This is a genomic window from Mesobacillus selenatarsenatis SF-1, from assembly GCF_000813125.1.
In the GTDB taxonomy this organism is placed as follows: Bacteria; Bacillota; Bacilli; order Bacillales; family Cytobacillaceae; genus Mesobacillus; species Mesobacillus selenatarsenatis.
Genome location: NZ_BASE01000097.1, coordinates 1 through 15094, shown reverse-complemented (window position 1 = coordinate 15094; position 15094 = coordinate 1). Strand labels below are relative to the sequence as shown.

Below are 15094 nucleotides of genomic sequence, written 5' to 3'. Positions count from 1 at the left end.
AGGGTGTAGACCTCAAAGTTGTCAAGAAACCGCCGTTATTGTGACAGGTTTCAGGGTTCAGAGCGCAAAGCTGTCAAGAAAACGCCGTTATTGTGACAGGTTTCAGGGTTCAGAGCGCAAAGCTGTCAAGAAAACGCCGTTATTGTGACAGGTTTCAGGGTTCAGAGCGCAAAGTTGTCAAGAAAGCGCCGTTATTATGACAGGCTTCAGGGTGTAGACCTCAAAGTTGTCAAGAAAATACCGTTATTGCGACAAGTTTCAGTGTGTAGAAATCGAAGTTGTCAAAATCCATTATTATACAGTCAAATCTGTTAAGGACCGCCCGCTGATCCAGAACAGCTCTCATATCACTCAAAATAGGCATCCTTGGTCGTTCCAACTGCTCTATAGTTTTTCTTCAACACCCTCAAAAACGTCCTCCTACTAACCTTCCCATTACACCATTCATAAACGGTTTTCGTGGTGATTTTCTTTTCCGGAAACAGTACTTTGATTTCCTCTATGTGCCGCACGATTGCCTTTTCTATTCTTTCATGGGTACCGCACTTACCGCAAACGAGGTCGTAATCACCGATTTCGTTATTTAAAGACCCGCATTCCGAGCAATGCATCCCTTTTTCCAGTTGATCATATTGGTAGTCTGGCAGAGTGGCGAATGGATTTTTAACCTGGTGTAGGGAAAGCAATGTTTGGGCGAGTTTCTTGTGGCTTTCATCCAATTTAGAGGGGGTATTGTTTAATTCTTTTAGGAATCGATTAATTTGTGTTGGTAGAATGATCGGTTGATCCATTGGGGCATGGTATAGGGTGAACTCAGGATTGTTGAATATGACGGAGGCACGGACTAGGTGATTCATCTTGAGGTTTTGTAGCAGCTGTCGGAAAAGGGTCTCACTCCGCGTCAACTGAATGATGGGGTTTTTGTATTCTCGACTACTGCGGAAGGAATATAACTTATCCCCTTCGAGATAGTAATCGCCTTCGTGATACTTGACATCGATTAGATAAATTCCATCCTGCGAAATGATTACCTTATCCAGTTGGAAATATGAATTATTCACTTTAAGCAGGAGATCGTCGATGATATATCTTTCTTCGGCTAGATTTTCGGTCATCTTGTCAAATAAGACTTCTCCAATAAAACCCTTTTCCATAGTCCAAAGCTGAAACTTTTCCTGGGATGGTAACTCCATTCGTCTGTTTAAATGCCGTAAGGCGATTAATTCCATTGGTTCAGTGCGTGCTTTTAGTAGCATGGTCCACTTCCTTTCTATAAGCTATTTTAAGCTAAACTCACAATAAGATATGTGAATTTTTTGTTAACTTTTCACCGTTTAATGTGGCAGTAAAGCGGCTTAACTTTTCCCCGGATAATCGATCAAACTCTAATTTGCCAAAAAAACAAAAAAACCGCTCAACTGCCAATCGGCAGCAAGCGGCTTTGTCACCAGGGTATAAATGTTTTTCTTGTTTCTGTTTAACGGTTTTTAAACGGCCTTAGTCCTCTTTTGGATATTTCTGTTTTTAAAACTTTTGCCCATTCTTTATCACTTTCCGACTTTAATGCATCACGATACGAGACCACCAACTGTTCATTGCTCATAATTTTCATTTGCATTCCTCCTCGGTAAGAATGGATAGAATTTTCAAACTATATTGTATAGTTTCATTCATTGTAAAGGTTTATTAAAGATTTGAAAACCCATTATGAACAATTTTTATTAGAAATATTTTCTTGTTTTGGAAGTCCGCTAAAAGATGGTATTTGGACAAAACATCATAGTCACATTATTAAACAAAAAAAGCTTGCATTTTATTATTCGAAATTATAATATATACCCATAAGGGTATTAAATGGGGATTTGATACTCGACTTAATCAATTTTTTACACTGGGAGGAATTATAATGGGTATGCAAGCTATTAATGCTGAAAAATTAAATGAATGGGTAGTAAACAAAAAAGAATTTTTTATCTTTGACGTAAGGAATGTAAAGGATTTTGAAGACTGGAAGGTTGAAGGGGAAAATATTGAATATCTTAATATCCCTTATTTTGATTTGATCGATGGAGTGGACGAAGTGGTTGATCAGCTTCCGAAGGATAAAGACATCGTAGTAATTTGTGCTAAAGAAGGCTCTTCTGTTATGGTGGCTGAAATGCTTGCTGATGCTGGATTTGAAGTTTCTTATCTATCTGGCGGAATGAAGTCATGGAGCGAATATTTATATCCAGTTGAAGTATATAAAGATGACAAAATTAAAGTACTTCAGTTTATCCGTGTCGGCAAAGGCTGCCTTTCTTACATGGTTCTATCTGAAAACGAGGCACTTGTAGTTGACCCTTCAAGATTTACAGACCGTTACACTGCAATTGCTGAGAAGGAACATGTAAAAATCACTCATATTGTGGATTCACATTTGCATGCTGACCACTTGTCCGGAGGCAAGCAACTAGCTGATAACACTGGAGCAAAATATTATTTGATGAAGAGTGAAGGCGCAGTATTTGACTTTGAAGCGCTGGAGCAGCATGATAAAATTGAATTTGAGAACATTACTCTTGAAGTTTTGGCTGTTAAGACGCCTGGGCATACCCCTGGAAGTGTTTCGTTCTTTGTGAATAATAAACTTTTATTTTCAGGAGACACTATTTTTGTTAATGGTCTTGGCCGTCCTGATTTAGGCGGAAAAGCTGCTGAGTGGGCAAAAGACCTTTATGAAACAGTTTACAGCAAAGTATCCCAAATTGCGGATGACGTTATTGTATTGCCTGGCCACTATGCTGCATTTGATGACGAAGTAAATGCAGAAGGTTTCATTGGAAGCCAGTTAGGTTTAATCCGTAAGCAAAATCAAATCATGGAAGGCAAAACTGTTGAAGAATTTGTCGACCATGTAGCACAATCAGCATCCAGCGAAACACCACCGAATTTTGAAGATATTGTTGCGATTAACCGCGGCGTAAAAGAAGTGACAGCAGAAGAAGCGATGGAGCTTGAAATCGGCCCTAACCGCTGTGCTGTTCACCACACTCATTAAAAATAAAAAGTGAGGAGAGCAGTGCTTTCCTCTTTTTATCGTTACCGGTGTGCTCGTAAATGCTTGTGAGGTGAGAATTTGGAAGAAAATAAGAAAAACAACCATTGTGCAGGCGGGTCCTGAGGCATTGGACCAAAGCGTACAGGCGAAGAGGGAAAAGGAAAGTTTTCCGGCTTTCCCCCTATATGACCGGCCACGTACGTATGGCTCCTGGCAGGAGTCATTTATTTGATTTCAAAATTATTTTAAAGGTAAAATAGCCTTCCTTTTTAGTTAAAAGGGAGGCTACATTTTCAGGAGGAGTATTAAATGCTAGATGTATTAGTGATTGGAGGCGGGATTTCAGGTGGCTCGGCAGCAATCTACACTTCCCAGGGTGGGTTGAAAACTGCAGTCATCGATTCAGGGAAATCCCAGGTCAAACAAGTTTCAAAGCTTTTTAATTATCCGGGAATTAAAGAAATCACCGGTTCAGAACTTCTCGAAAATATTAAAGATCAGGCTTTCGCTGCAGGCACTGAATGGATTGAGGGGGCCGTGGAAACTGTCAAAAAGAATGATAACGGCTATTCAGTTATTTTGGCTGACGGTAAAGAGTTTGCTTCAAAGCATTTGGTTATTGCCACGAATCTTCAAACTTCGTTGCTTGAAAGCCTTGGGTTCGAACTGGCAGTAAATGAGAAGGTACCAAGTGGGAAGATTAAAAAGGTACTGGGAATTGATCACGATGGAACTTCAAGGCTCCCTAACCTTTATATCACTAGCTTGTTAGCGGGACTTTCTAGTCAATCCGTTATTGCTGCAGGACATGGCGCTTCTATAGGTATATCGATAGTGTCAAAGGAAACCGGGAAAACTTATATGTGGCACGACAAATAAGGATGAAGCAGGGAATTTTCCCTGCTTTTATATATTTTTAGGAAAAGGGAGGAATACATTCCAAAAATATTGAATATTCAAACTAAGGTGGTATAGTAATAGGTAAACGCTTACATAATTTAACTTATTTAGGAGGTTAATAGATTGGAGAATTTGCTGCCATATACTGTAGGTGAGTTATTGGAGGTTCAAGCCAGGAAATATCCAGAACATGAAGCGGTTGTTTATGCTGACCGCAACCTGAGGATGAATTACAAAGAGTTCAATATGTTATGCCGAAAAGCTGCCAGAGGACTGATGAAACTGGGAGTGAAAAAAGGAGAACATATAGCTGCCTGGTCTTCTAATACACCGGAATGGGTGCTGTCCCAGTTTGCCACTGGAAAGATGGGGGCAGTTCTTGTTACTGTCAACACAAATTATCGGACTGCTGAATTGGAATATCTTCTAAAGCAATCAGATTCCACGACAATTATATTGATGGAACAATATAAAGACGCTTCTTATATTGACATGGTGTACGAAATTGTACCAGAACTGAAAACGAGTGAGCCAGGCAAGCTTGAAAGCAGGAATTTGCCTTATTTGAAAAATGTCATTGTAATGGGAGAAAAGCGTTTTCCAGGGACATACATCTGGCAGGATATTCTGGATATGGCGGACGGTGTGACAGAGGAAGAACTGAATAATCAAATTGCAACCCTGAAGCAGAGTGAAGTCATTAACATGCAGTATACTTCAGGTACGACTGGATTTCCAAAGGGAGTAATGCTGACCCACAGCAATATTGTAAATAACGCGTATAATGTTGCATCTGCCATGAAGCTTACGGACCAAGATAGACTTTGTATACCAGTGCCATTTTTCCATTGCTTCGGTTGTGTCATGGGTACGCTTGCTTGTGCCACAGTGGGCGCCACAATGGTGCCGGTCCAGGAATTCAGTCCAAAGGCAGTTCTTGAGACTGTCGAAAAAGAAAAGTGTACAGCGCTTCACGGAGTTCCAACCATGTTCATCGCCGAGCTTAATGATCCGGATTTTAAAAAATACGATCTGTCTTCCTTAAGAACTGGTATCATGGCTGGATCCAATTGTCCGATTGAAGTGATGAAAGCTGTAAATGAAAAAATGGGGGCTACGGAAATAACAATTGCATACGGCCAAACTGAATCCTCTCCTGTTATAACGCAGACAAGGACTAACGATCCCCTCGAACTGCGGGTTGAAACTGTTGGAAAAGCCCTTCCTGAGGTCGAGGTGAAAATCGTCAAACCAGGCACGATGGAAGAAGTTCCAAGGGGAGTTCAGGGAGAACTTTGCACACGCGGCTACCATGTTATGGATGGGTATTATAAAAATCCTGATGCGACGAGGGAAGCGATTGACGCAGAAGGCTGGCTCCACACAGGGGATTTGGCTGTCATGGATGAAAATGGCTATTGCCGTGTAACCGGCAGACTAAAGGATATGATCATCAGGGGTGGGGAAAACATCTACCCACGCGAAATCGAAGAATTCCTTTACAGACATCCGAAAGTCCTTGATGTTCAGGTTGTAGGAATACCGGACAGTGTGTACGGAGAGGAAGTCATGGCATGGATCATTTTAAAGGATGAAGAAACTGCAACAGCTGTTGAAATCAAAGAATATTGCAAAGGAAAAATCTCGAAGCACAAAATTCCGAGATATATAGAGTTCACCGAAAGCTATCCAATGACCGCTTCGGGAAAAATTCAAAAATTCAAGTTAAGAGAACAGGCGATGGAAGCTGTCGAAGAGCTCAAGAATGTATAAAAGAGAGGATGGAATCGCTGGATTCCATCCTTTTTTACATTGTTGAAAGCAGTTTGGATCCTGGTATGATATTTTGAACTATACAGATAGGTTCTCAATGTCTAAAATTAAGCTAAGGTATATTTGGAGGAAATTCGATGCTGATAAATGAAAAAGATTTTAATATTAGGGAAATGAATTATAAAATTCGGTCTGCATCCGATATAGATGCAGAAGCTTTGTCTGATTTAAGGATGCAAATTGACGGAGAAACTGAAAATCTTGACCGGGAACCAGGCGAGGCATTCATTGATCCGCAAGGCTTTCGATCAATTATAAAAGCGGACAGTGAGAGTCCTAGAAACCTCTTTTTGGTGGCGGAGACGAACGGAAGGCTTATCGGGTTTTCAAGGTGTGCTGGAAATGACCTGAAAAGGTTCAGGCACAAGGTGGAATTCGGAGTAGGTGTTTTAAAAGAATTCTGGGGTTATGGTGTAGGCAGAAATCTTCTGCAAGAATCGATTACGTGGGCAGACGATAGCGGGATTAGAAAAATCACTCTGAATGTGATGGAATCTAATGAAAAAGCGAAGCAACTCTATGAAAAGCTTGGATTTGAAGTCGAAGGTGTTTTGAAGGATGACAAACTGCTTTCTGATGGCAATTTTTATAATATGGTTGTGATGGGACGATTAACCAACAGAATGGAGGGATGATCCATGATTAATACATTACAGGAAGCTTTTAATAGATCGACATATCAGTTGACCGGCCACGGCAAAAGAAATGTCCAAGTCTTAAAGAACGCTTTTGAAAAAATCGACGGACAGCTGGATAGTGATATTTACGGTACTGGAAAAGTTATTGAAGACTTTCAGGATAAAATGGCAGCGTTCCTGGGCAAGGAAAAGGCAGTTTTCTTTCCGAGCGGAACGATGGCCCAGCAAATCGCAATGCGTATTTGGTGTGATGAAAAGGAACTGCAAAAAGTAGCATACCATCCGTTATGTCACCTGGAAATTCACGAGGAGGATGGACTAAAGGAATTACATAATATCAAGACAGTTTTGCTTGCAGACGAAACACGTGTTATCGAGCTTGAGGACGTTGTATCCATGGAGGAAGATGTTGCTTGTCTATTGCTGGAATTACCGCAAAGGGAAATAGGCGGGCAACTGCCACGCTATGAAACTCTTGAAGACATATCGGCGTATTGCCGAAAGAATGGCATTAAGCTGCACCTTGATGGAGCCAGGCTCCTGGAAGTGCTGCCCTTTTATGAGAAGACGGCTTCTGAAGTATGCGAGCTTTTTGACAGTGTATATCTCTCTTTTTACAAGGGAATAGGAGGAATTGCCGGTGCAATTCTTGCCGGCGAGGAAACGTTCATCTCTGAATCAAAGGTCTGGAAAAGGAGGTACGGTGGCGATTTGATTAGCCTGTACCCGTATATCATTTCAGCAGAGCATTATTTCGATCAGAAATCTCACAAAATGCCGGACTACTATGGAAGTGCTAAGGAGCTTGCGGTTTATTATAATTCTTGTCACCACGTAACCACACTGCCGGAAATTCCAGTTTCGAACATGTTTCATGTCCATTTTCCTCATTCTAAAGAGGAAATAGAACCAATTTTGTTAGAAGTGATACGCGAAACGGGAGTGGGCATCATTAATTACCTGAAGGCAACTGGGGAATCCTCATGTTATTTTGAAGTGAGTATTGGGGACCGTTATCAGGAAGTTTCAAAAGCAGCTGTGAAAAATGCATTTCTGCAGCTGGATGAATTGATGAAGAACAAATTTTCTTTTTGAGAGTTTTTAATTTTGCAAACAATTAGCACCTTATTGACGAAATTAAGAACATCATTATGAACATTTTGTTACAACTGCGCTAGCTTTATATTAATTAATACCATATCTCCCTATAATATAGTGTATACACCTGAACTTGTATGAGGGTTTAGGGATTTTGGAGGTATGGTCGTATGAAATGGCTATGGGTTTTATTGCTGTCGATCATAAGTGGTTTGTTCCTTATTAAAGGGATTGAGCTTTGGTCGGTCATTGACCATGTGGATGGGGATGGCATCGTTATAACATTTCTTGGCTTTAGCATAAACGATAGAGTTTTAAATGAAAGTATATCAGGTTATGCGCTTGGATTTACAATTGCATCAATAATTCCATTCCTGGTAGCAGCGAATATTGCACTTAGGGTTAAAATGAAAAAGAATCTCAATGCTGAAAAAATATAGATAAGTCAGGCTAAAAGAAGCTTGGCTTATTTTTTTCGACATTAGATGTTACTTCCTGAAAAGGACGGGAATTATAGTAAAAAACATCGGTTGGAGGAAAGAAGATGTGTGGAAGATTTTCATTATTTGAGGATATAAGTTCATTGAAGGAACAATTTCAGTTCGACTTCCCGAATGAACTTGATGCCCGGTACAATATAGCTCCTGGACAGGACATTTTGACGGTGATTGATAATGGGGAAGGCAGGATAGGGGCAAGAATGAGGTGGGGATTGATTCCTTTCTGGGCGGATGACGAAAAAATCGGTTATAGAATGATTAATGCTCGCGCGGAGACAGTTGATGAAAAAGCGAGTTTCAAGCATGCTCTTAAACAAAGACGCTGCCTGATCCTAACTGATGGATTTTACGAATGGAAAAAAGATGGCAAACAAAAACTGCCATACCGATTCGGTATGAAAAATAAAAAGCCGTTTGCGTTAGCTGGGCTCTGGGAAAATTGGAATAAGGATGGGAAGGAGATTACTTCCTGCACAATTATCACTACTAGTCCAAATGAGGTCACCAAAGAAATTCATGACAGAATGCCAGTGATTCTTCCGGAAGACAAGCTTGATATATGGCTTGACCGTTCTAGGGACCAAACTCAAAATCTTAAAAAGCTGCTGGTTCCATATGATGCTGACTTCATGGAAGCTTACCCTGTTTCGACCGCAATTAATTCTGCCAAAAATGAAGGAAGGGAGCTAATTGCTCCAATTAACAGTTTGTAGGGAAAATTTTCCTTTAGCTCCGGGATGTTTAATACAAGTCTTGATTGTGGTATAGAATGACACAGCCAAACACCAAGATGAAAACATCCTGGAAAGAGGGGTTAGCATGAATGGTTTTACTAAAACAGGATTTTATGAACTGATTTACAAGAATGAACGTTTTTCTTTTTTACAATATATTCGCAAAGATGTAATCTGTGATGTTTGTTATATAACTTTGAAAAATGTAATTACTGGCGAAACAATGACATTTGATAAATCGGAAGTCCGTGGTTTAAAAATAGCCGTTGAAGAAGCGAATGCCAGCTAACTATTGCCTATTGCATCATCTTTTCTTTATACTATAGAGAGGAAACTCATATAAAGGAAGTGCAGAAGATGATCCACACGAACTGGCACGAACGCGAAACGATTAAGACTCTAAAGTGCGTTCACACAGATGCAAAAAAATACATTGTAAATAACAAGCTGACAACTGGAAAGGTATATGAAGTGAAAAACGAAACCGAGGAATTTTATTTCATTGTTGATAATTCCGGCAAGGTTGGCGGCTATTACAAAGAATATTTTGAAGAGGTAAAATAAGTGCGCAGGCTGTCCGGGAGACCGGGCAGCCTTTCGTTTAGGGATTCTTTTTTACATTAAGGTCGTTTTCACATTGATTGTTACTTTTCGTACATGTTCTAATAGACGCATTAATAAACGTTTAGGGGGCTCTTTTCGAGTAGACTTCTGAATGAAGATTGCAATTATAATCGAAAAAACAAGGTGCCTGTTTTTACTATTGTATGAGAAAACGAAGAGAAGAACCTTTATTAATGAAGGAATTCCCAGAAGATCTTCCCCAGTGGTATGATAAAGGAATATACAACCAATTGGGAGTTGGGAAGATGGATAAAAAAAGTCACTCTAGAAGGTAAAACTGTAAAGCTTTTGCCAATGGAAACTAGTCAGCTTGATGGTTTGTGGGAAGCCGGACAAAACCAGTCTATATGGGAATTTACATCTTCGAAGGTCAGAAGCAAAGAAGGCATGAAAAAGGTTATTGAAGCTGCATTGGTTGAGAGAGAGAAAGGAACACAGATACCATTTGTTGTTCTTGATAATGAATCGGATAAAATAGTTGGCAGCTCAAGATATCTTGATATTTCAGAAGGGCATAAATCACTTGAGATTGGCTGGACATGGTACAGTCCTGATTACTGGAGAACAAGTGTGAATACTGAAACAAAATTGCTCATGCTCCAACATGCTTTTGAAAAAATGGAAGTAAACAGAGTGCAATTTTGTACAGATTCCAGGAATGTACGCTCGCAAAATGCAATTGCCCGTCTCGGTGCCCAAAGAGAAGGGGTGTTGCGCAAACATCGAATTATCGCTGACGGTTATGTCAGGGACACCGTTGTCTTTAGCATTCTTAAAGAAGAGTGGCCGCAGATTAAAACAGGATTACAAGATAAATTGAATCGAAAATAGCAGTGCAAAAGGAAGGTTATTTCATTGGTATATCTAGGAGTAGGGCTTGGGGGAATGTTAGGCAGCCTCTTGCGGTACTTAGTCAGTCTTAGCACAAGCGAATTATTGAATAATGGTTTCCCCATGGGTACATTAATTGCCAACTACACAGGCTCTTTGTTCTTAGGGTGGTTCACGGCCCGCATGATAGCAAGAAGAAAACTGAATCCTGTACTGTCGGCAACAATTGGTACTGGTCTAACAGGATCATTCACAACATTCTCGGCCTTCAGCCTTGAAACGCTGGTAATGATAGAGAACGGCAGTATAGGGATGGCAATTTTCTATGTGCTTCTAAGTGCGGTTGGCGGACTGATCCTTGCAGCGGCAGGTTATAAGCTTGGCGGAGGACTTGGCAGGGAGGCGGGAAAATGATTGGGTTTGTTCTGGTTGCTTTAGGTGGAATGGCTGGAGCCCTCTCAAGGTTCGGTGTCCAAAAGTTAATGCCCCAATCGGTGCTGCCTGTCGCTACACTTACTGTGAACCTCCTTGGGTCTTTTCTGCTTGGCTGGATAGTTGGTCAAGGAATTCAGGGGAACTTGTATCTTTTTGCTGCTACAGGATTCATGGGGGCATTCACCACTTTTTCCACACTGAATGTTGAATTGGTCAAGCTATTCAACAACAAAGAAAACAAAGCTGTGGTGTTGTATCTAGTTTGTACTTATATTGGAGGTCTGTTGAGTGCAGCCTCAGGGCTTATTATTGGAAGATTATTATAAGAATGGGAAACTGCACAGCAGATGTTAGACACACAATCTAACATCTGCAGATGCAGTTTTTATTTTACTATGAACAAAGATTATGATAGATCTCTTTTCTTTTTCAATAGCTCTGTAAGATCCTTGTCGAGTTGCTCATATCCAGGCTCACCCTTTGCCATGAAAGACAATCTGCCAATGAGGGCGTTGATTTCATTTTGGAGAACCATCAATTGTTCTTCTTTTTCCTTACTGTCTGCAATCGGAGAAGCGTTTTGGTTGTTGAATTCCTTCATCCCATACTCTTTCCTGCTAATCTTTCCGTTTTCAATAAATAGAAGTTTATTACTGATTTTCTCCTGAAAATAAACATCATGTGAGACAGTTATTATAGATCCTTGGAAATTCAGCAATGTTTTTTCGAGACTTTCTCTGCTGGCCAAGTCGAGATGGTTGGTAGGTTCGTCTAGAATCAGCAAATCGATTTCTGCCAAAAGCATCATCACTAGCTTCACTCTCGTCCTCTCACCAAGGCTAAGGGTGCTGATTGGAACTGTAAGCTTTTCTTCTGACAGTCCAATATTGGCAAAAATCGTCCTCGCCCTGCCGATTGATTCTCTGTCTGTAAGTCCTGTATATTCCAGTGCCGTTTTATCGAGAGGGAGGTCTGACACATCCTGGCTGAGGTATCCAATCCTTATCGTTTCGCTGGCCCAAACATCACCTGATGTAGCTGTTTCTTCTCCAAGCAATATTTTAATCAAAGTAGTTTTACCGCTGCCGTTGGGACCTAACAATGCCATTCTTTCTCCGTGATTCATATAAAAATGGCTCTCTTCAAACAAACAGCGGCTGCCGAAGGATTTTGAAAGCTCTCGGGCTTCTAAAATGCGTTTTCCTCTCTTTCGGCTTTCCTGAAATTCGAAACGCACCTTTGCTTCCTCCATGGGCGCTCTAACCTCATTCTTTTCAAGCTCCTGATTCAGCCGTTTCATCTTTGACTTTATTTGATTATCCATCTTCTTTGCTTTCACACGATGGTATTCCTTGTATCCTATTTGTCTTCTTTCAGAGGCCGAACCTTGTTTCGTCGAATCACGGTGAGCTTTTTCAGACCAGTTTTTAAGATTAGCCAATTGCTGTTCAATTTGTTGTTTGTGTTTTTGCTGTATTTCGTATTGATGTAGCTGAATTTCATATAATCTTTCTTTTTCCTGACGGTAAGAAGAGTAGTCACCTTTGAATAATTTTGTTGATCCATCCTCGATTTCGATAATTTCTGCCACCGTCCTGTCGAGGAAATATCGATCATGTGAAATGATGACTACTGCGCCTTTAAATGTATTCAATTCTTCGATCAGCCACTCTACACCCTGCAAGTCCAGGTGGTTTGTTGGCTCATCTAATATGAGAAGTTCAGGCCTGCTTGCCCATACACTTGCAAGTGAAATTTTTAACTTTTCACCGCCGCTTAACCTACTCCAATCAGGATCAGCCCAATCAATATCCTTGTTAAGACCTAACTGACTTGAAAGCTGAAAGAGCCCGTTTTCAGCAAGAGAATAGGTGTCCTCAAAGTCATGTATGGAATATTCAGTGGATTGTTTAAGGTAGCCAATGTTCACGCTGCTGTTAAAAGTGTCGATTATTCCTTTATCAGGGAAGATACTCCCATATATAATATTCGCCAATGTAGTCTTACCGGCGCCATTATTGCCGACCAGTCCAATACGGCTGTCTTGTTTTATATCAATTTCCGCATTTTGTAATATTTGCTTTTCATTAAAACTCTTCTGAATACCTCTTATTTTCATGATTGTCATAAAAAATTCCACCTTTCGTTTTGTAACTATTGAATGAAGGTGAGTATTTTATCCATTAAAAAAACCTCCCAGATGTCACCCGGAAGGTTCTGCAATACACTCACAATAGATTCAACCGCCACAAAACAAGCATTGTTAGGCCAAAAGGCAACATGCTTTGATCAGGTTATAAATCGACTGGGAATGGCTAAAAGAGCAGACTAATCCTATTTTCGGGCAACACGTTTTTTCATATTAGAAAAATCGGGCAGAAAATAAGATTAGTATTTCATCGGCGCTTTACCATTCCCTTCAGATCTCATTAATTCAAAGTATAACTTGGTGAAAAGTTTTGTGTCAACCATATAATTCCACTAAAAAGCCTGGGGAGAAACAATTCCCCAGGCATTAGTACATTAAGCTTAAGCTTGGTTCTCAACCCTAATTGGACTTTCTTTTTGGGCATAGACCTTTCTAGCCAGTAATGTTTGCACAATCAAGAACATCCCGCCAACTGTCCAGTAAAGGGGAAGGGCAGACGGGGCATTTAATGAAAACATCACAATCATAATTGGTGACAGCAACCCCATGAACTTCATCTGCTTTTTCTGGTCCTCCGTTACATTGGACATCGAGACCTTAAACTGCAGGTAGTAAATCAGCCCGGCAGCTGCCGTGATCCAAATATCAGAATGTCCCAGGTTGAACCAGAGGAAGGAGTGACTGGCGATTTCGGCAGAACCGCTAATCGCATAATAAAGACCCATCAAAATTGGCATCTGAACCAGCATCGGCAGACAGCCAACAGATAAGGGGTTTACTCCATGCTTCTGATAGAGGCCCATCATTTCCTGCTGCAATTTTCTTTGCTCAGCTGGATCCTTAGTCCCTTTCAGCTGGTTCTGAATTTCATCCATTTCAGGCTTGATGACTTCCATCTTTTCTTTCATGTTCTGCTGGTTTTTATATTGTTTTAACATTAAAGGCATTAACACCAGCCTGATGAGCACTGTAATCAAAATAATCGCCAGACCGTAGCTTTCTCCTGAGATGCCGGCGAATAGCTTGATGAGCAAGGTGAAGGGGTTGATGAATGTTGACTGGAAGAACGACCCCTCGCTTGTCAACGCCTGGCAGCCAGTTAATAGTGCTGGTATAAGTAGAACAATAATCATGGTGAAAAGCTTCTTCATTTTTCTCCTCCTAAATTATATCTAGTAATTAACTAAAGGAGAAAAATGGCTGTCCTCATCACCCGGATCAATTTTAATTTTTATTCGCTTAAGAAATTGCAGGTGAAACTTCAACCCAAGTTCAGCTTTATTGTTAAAAGCTATTTCAGAAGTGGATGGCTTCAGCCTGATTTGCAATAAACATGATTGGATAATAGAGGCGTCACGATATAACCAGAAGACGGACATCGACATGCTGATGAGCAAAGTCAAATAAGCGCTGTAAACGGCCGTTGCATCAACAGACTGAGCATAAATTTCCAATAGCATGCCATCACCTCTTTTCGATCATTGCTCAATTATATTTGAAAAATCGACTCTAAGCAATCCATATAATATATACGGAAATAAACCTAGAAAGTTTCATTTCCCAAATAGTGGGGGTTTCAAAAATTAGAATAGTGGCTATGTATATAAAACAAACTTCCCAATCCGAAAAGGGGTGGCAAATCATGAAAAAAATAGTATATGGACTAATGATTAATTCAGGTGACGCTGACGAAATGCTGTGGGACCATGGTGTATGGGAAACAGAAGAAGCAGCGAATGAATATATTGAAAGTGAAATGTCTACGATTAGCGGCGTTTGGGCGGGAGAGCTCAAGGTCAATGACTCCATCCCAGATGCAGCAGAATATGATGAAGAAGAAATGATAGAGTGCCCACTATGTGGGATCGAGTACAACCCAGAGGACGTAAACACTGCTGATTACGATGAAGCAGTGTGCATTAACTGTGAGCCTGGATACAAGGAAAATATGAATATAGCATAAGACGAATTGCCATGGACTAGAGGTCCATGGCTTTTTGGTTGAAAGAATGTTATTTGGTTATGACAAAGGTATGGTTACTGTATTTCACAGGTTGCTACCTTTTCTTTAACAAGTAACTGCTCAGTCATATACATTAACTCTGCAAGCAACAAAGCTTCCAGAACGACTGAGTAAATATTAGGAATTAGCATGTATTTAGAAAGCTTTTCAGAGAAAAGGAGGCAAAGCTGTCAAGAAACGGCCCGTTATTTAGACAGCTTTTCAGGATAAGAGGCCAAAGCTGTCAAGAAAGGCTCGTTATTGTGACAGCTTTTCAGGATAAGAGGTGAAAGCTGTCAAGAAAAGCTCA

18 protein-coding genes are annotated in these 15094 nt (G+C 40.5%); 13 read left to right on the top strand and 5 right to left on the bottom strand.

Annotated elements, in window-relative coordinates; translation table 11 throughout:
* Positions 1 to 347: 347 nt before the first annotated feature.
* Positions 348 to 1256 carry a nuclease-related domain-containing protein gene (locus TY49_RS19060; RefSeq protein WP_041967492.1) on the bottom strand — a complete coding sequence of 303 codons (909 nt, stop codon included), beginning with the start codon at positions 1254 to 1256 and terminating at the stop codon, positions 348 to 350.
* A 221-nt stretch (positions 1257 to 1477) separates the two neighbouring features.
* Positions 1478 to 1612 (bottom strand): sporulation histidine kinase inhibitor Sda, encoded by a 135-nt coding sequence (gene sda, locus TY49_RS19055; RefSeq protein ID WP_023627756.1) that lies wholly within the window; start codon positions 1610 to 1612, stop codon positions 1478 to 1480.
* A gap of 294 nt (positions 1613 to 1906) precedes the next feature.
* On the opposite strand from sda, the gene TY49_RS19050 reads away from it, so the two are divergent.
* The 12 genes from TY49_RS19050 to TY49_RS18990 all read left to right on the top strand — a co-directional run bounded on the left by TY49_RS19050 (position 1907) and on the right by TY49_RS18990 (position 10959).
* Positions 1907 to 3040, top strand: coding sequence for an MBL fold metallo-hydrolase (locus TY49_RS19050; RefSeq protein ID WP_041967491.1), 1134 nt, complete (start codon positions 1907 to 1909; stop codon positions 3038 to 3040).
* A gap of 309 nt (positions 3041 to 3349) precedes the next feature.
* On the top strand, positions 3350 to 3919 hold the full coding sequence (locus TY49_RS19040) for an FAD-dependent oxidoreductase (RefSeq protein WP_041967489.1): 570 nt from the start codon (positions 3350 to 3352) through the stop codon (positions 3917 to 3919).
* Positions 3920 to 4072: 153 nt separating this feature from the next.
* A complete protein-coding gene (locus tag TY49_RS19035; protein ID WP_041967494.1) occupies positions 4073 to 5713 on the top strand; it encodes an AMP-binding protein in 1641 nt (546 codons plus the stop codon).
* 137 nt (positions 5714 to 5850) lie between these two features.
* Complete coding sequence (locus tag TY49_RS19030) at positions 5851 to 6408, top strand: GNAT family N-acetyltransferase (RefSeq protein WP_041967488.1); 558 nt, start codon at positions 5851 to 5853, stop codon at positions 6406 to 6408.
* Positions 6409 to 6411: 3 nt separating this feature from the next.
* Positions 6412 to 7506, top strand: coding sequence for a threonine aldolase family protein (locus TY49_RS19025; RefSeq protein WP_156972733.1), 1095 nt, complete (start codon positions 6412 to 6414; stop codon positions 7504 to 7506).
* 173 nt (positions 7507 to 7679) lie between these two features.
* A complete protein-coding gene (locus tag TY49_RS19020) occupies positions 7680 to 7949 on the top strand; it encodes a hypothetical protein (RefSeq protein WP_041967487.1) in 270 nt (89 codons plus the stop codon).
* Positions 7950 to 8053: 104 nt separating this feature from the next.
* Positions 8054 to 8722, top strand: coding sequence for an SOS response-associated peptidase (locus TY49_RS19015; protein ID WP_041967486.1), 669 nt, complete (start codon positions 8054 to 8056; stop codon positions 8720 to 8722).
* Positions 8723 to 8828: 106 nt separating this feature from the next.
* Positions 8829 to 9032, top strand: coding sequence for a hypothetical protein (locus TY49_RS19010; RefSeq protein ID WP_041967485.1), 204 nt, complete (start codon positions 8829 to 8831; stop codon positions 9030 to 9032).
* Positions 9033 to 9100: 68 nt separating this feature from the next.
* A complete protein-coding gene (locus TY49_RS19005; RefSeq protein ID WP_041967484.1) occupies positions 9101 to 9307 on the top strand; it encodes a DUF6501 family protein in 207 nt (68 codons plus the stop codon).
* 267 nt (positions 9308 to 9574) lie between these two features.
* A complete protein-coding gene (locus TY49_RS19000) occupies positions 9575 to 10198 on the top strand; it encodes a GNAT family N-acetyltransferase (RefSeq protein WP_041967483.1) in 624 nt (207 codons plus the stop codon).
* A gap of 24 nt (positions 10199 to 10222) precedes the next feature.
* The gene (crcB, locus tag TY49_RS18995; protein WP_041967482.1) at positions 10223 to 10612 is read left to right on the top strand and encodes a fluoride efflux transporter CrcB; all 390 of its coding nucleotides are present in this window, start codon (positions 10223 to 10225) and stop codon (positions 10610 to 10612) included.
* Positions 10609 to 10959 (top strand): fluoride efflux transporter FluC, encoded by a 351-nt coding sequence (locus tag TY49_RS18990; RefSeq protein WP_041967481.1) that lies wholly within the window; start codon positions 10609 to 10611, stop codon positions 10957 to 10959. Before crcB ends, TY49_RS18990 begins: the two co-directional genes overlap by 4 nt.
* An 80-nt stretch (positions 10960 to 11039) precedes the next feature.
* On the opposite strand, the gene abc-f is transcribed toward TY49_RS18990, so the two are convergent.
* From abc-f to TY49_RS18975, 3 genes are all read right to left on the bottom strand, one after another.
* A complete protein-coding gene (gene abc-f, locus TY49_RS18985; protein WP_041967480.1) occupies positions 11040 to 12761 on the bottom strand; it encodes a ribosomal protection-like ABC-F family protein in 1722 nt (573 codons plus the stop codon).
* 401 nt (positions 12762 to 13162) lie between these two features.
* Complete coding sequence (yidC, locus tag TY49_RS18980) at positions 13163 to 13933, bottom strand: membrane protein insertase YidC (RefSeq protein ID WP_041967479.1); 771 nt, start codon at positions 13931 to 13933, stop codon at positions 13163 to 13165.
* Positions 13934 to 13954: 21 nt separating this feature from the next.
* On the bottom strand, positions 13955 to 14242 hold the full coding sequence (locus tag TY49_RS18975) for a hypothetical protein (protein WP_041967478.1): 288 nt from the start codon (positions 14240 to 14242) through the stop codon (positions 13955 to 13957).
* A 182-nt stretch (positions 14243 to 14424) separates the two neighbouring features.
* Between TY49_RS18975 and TY49_RS18970 the strand changes: the two genes are divergently transcribed.
* On the top strand, positions 14425 to 14745 hold the full coding sequence (locus TY49_RS18970) for a PHD finger domain-containing protein (RefSeq protein WP_041967477.1): 321 nt from the start codon (positions 14425 to 14427) through the stop codon (positions 14743 to 14745).
* Positions 14746 to 15094: the final 349 nt, after the last annotated feature.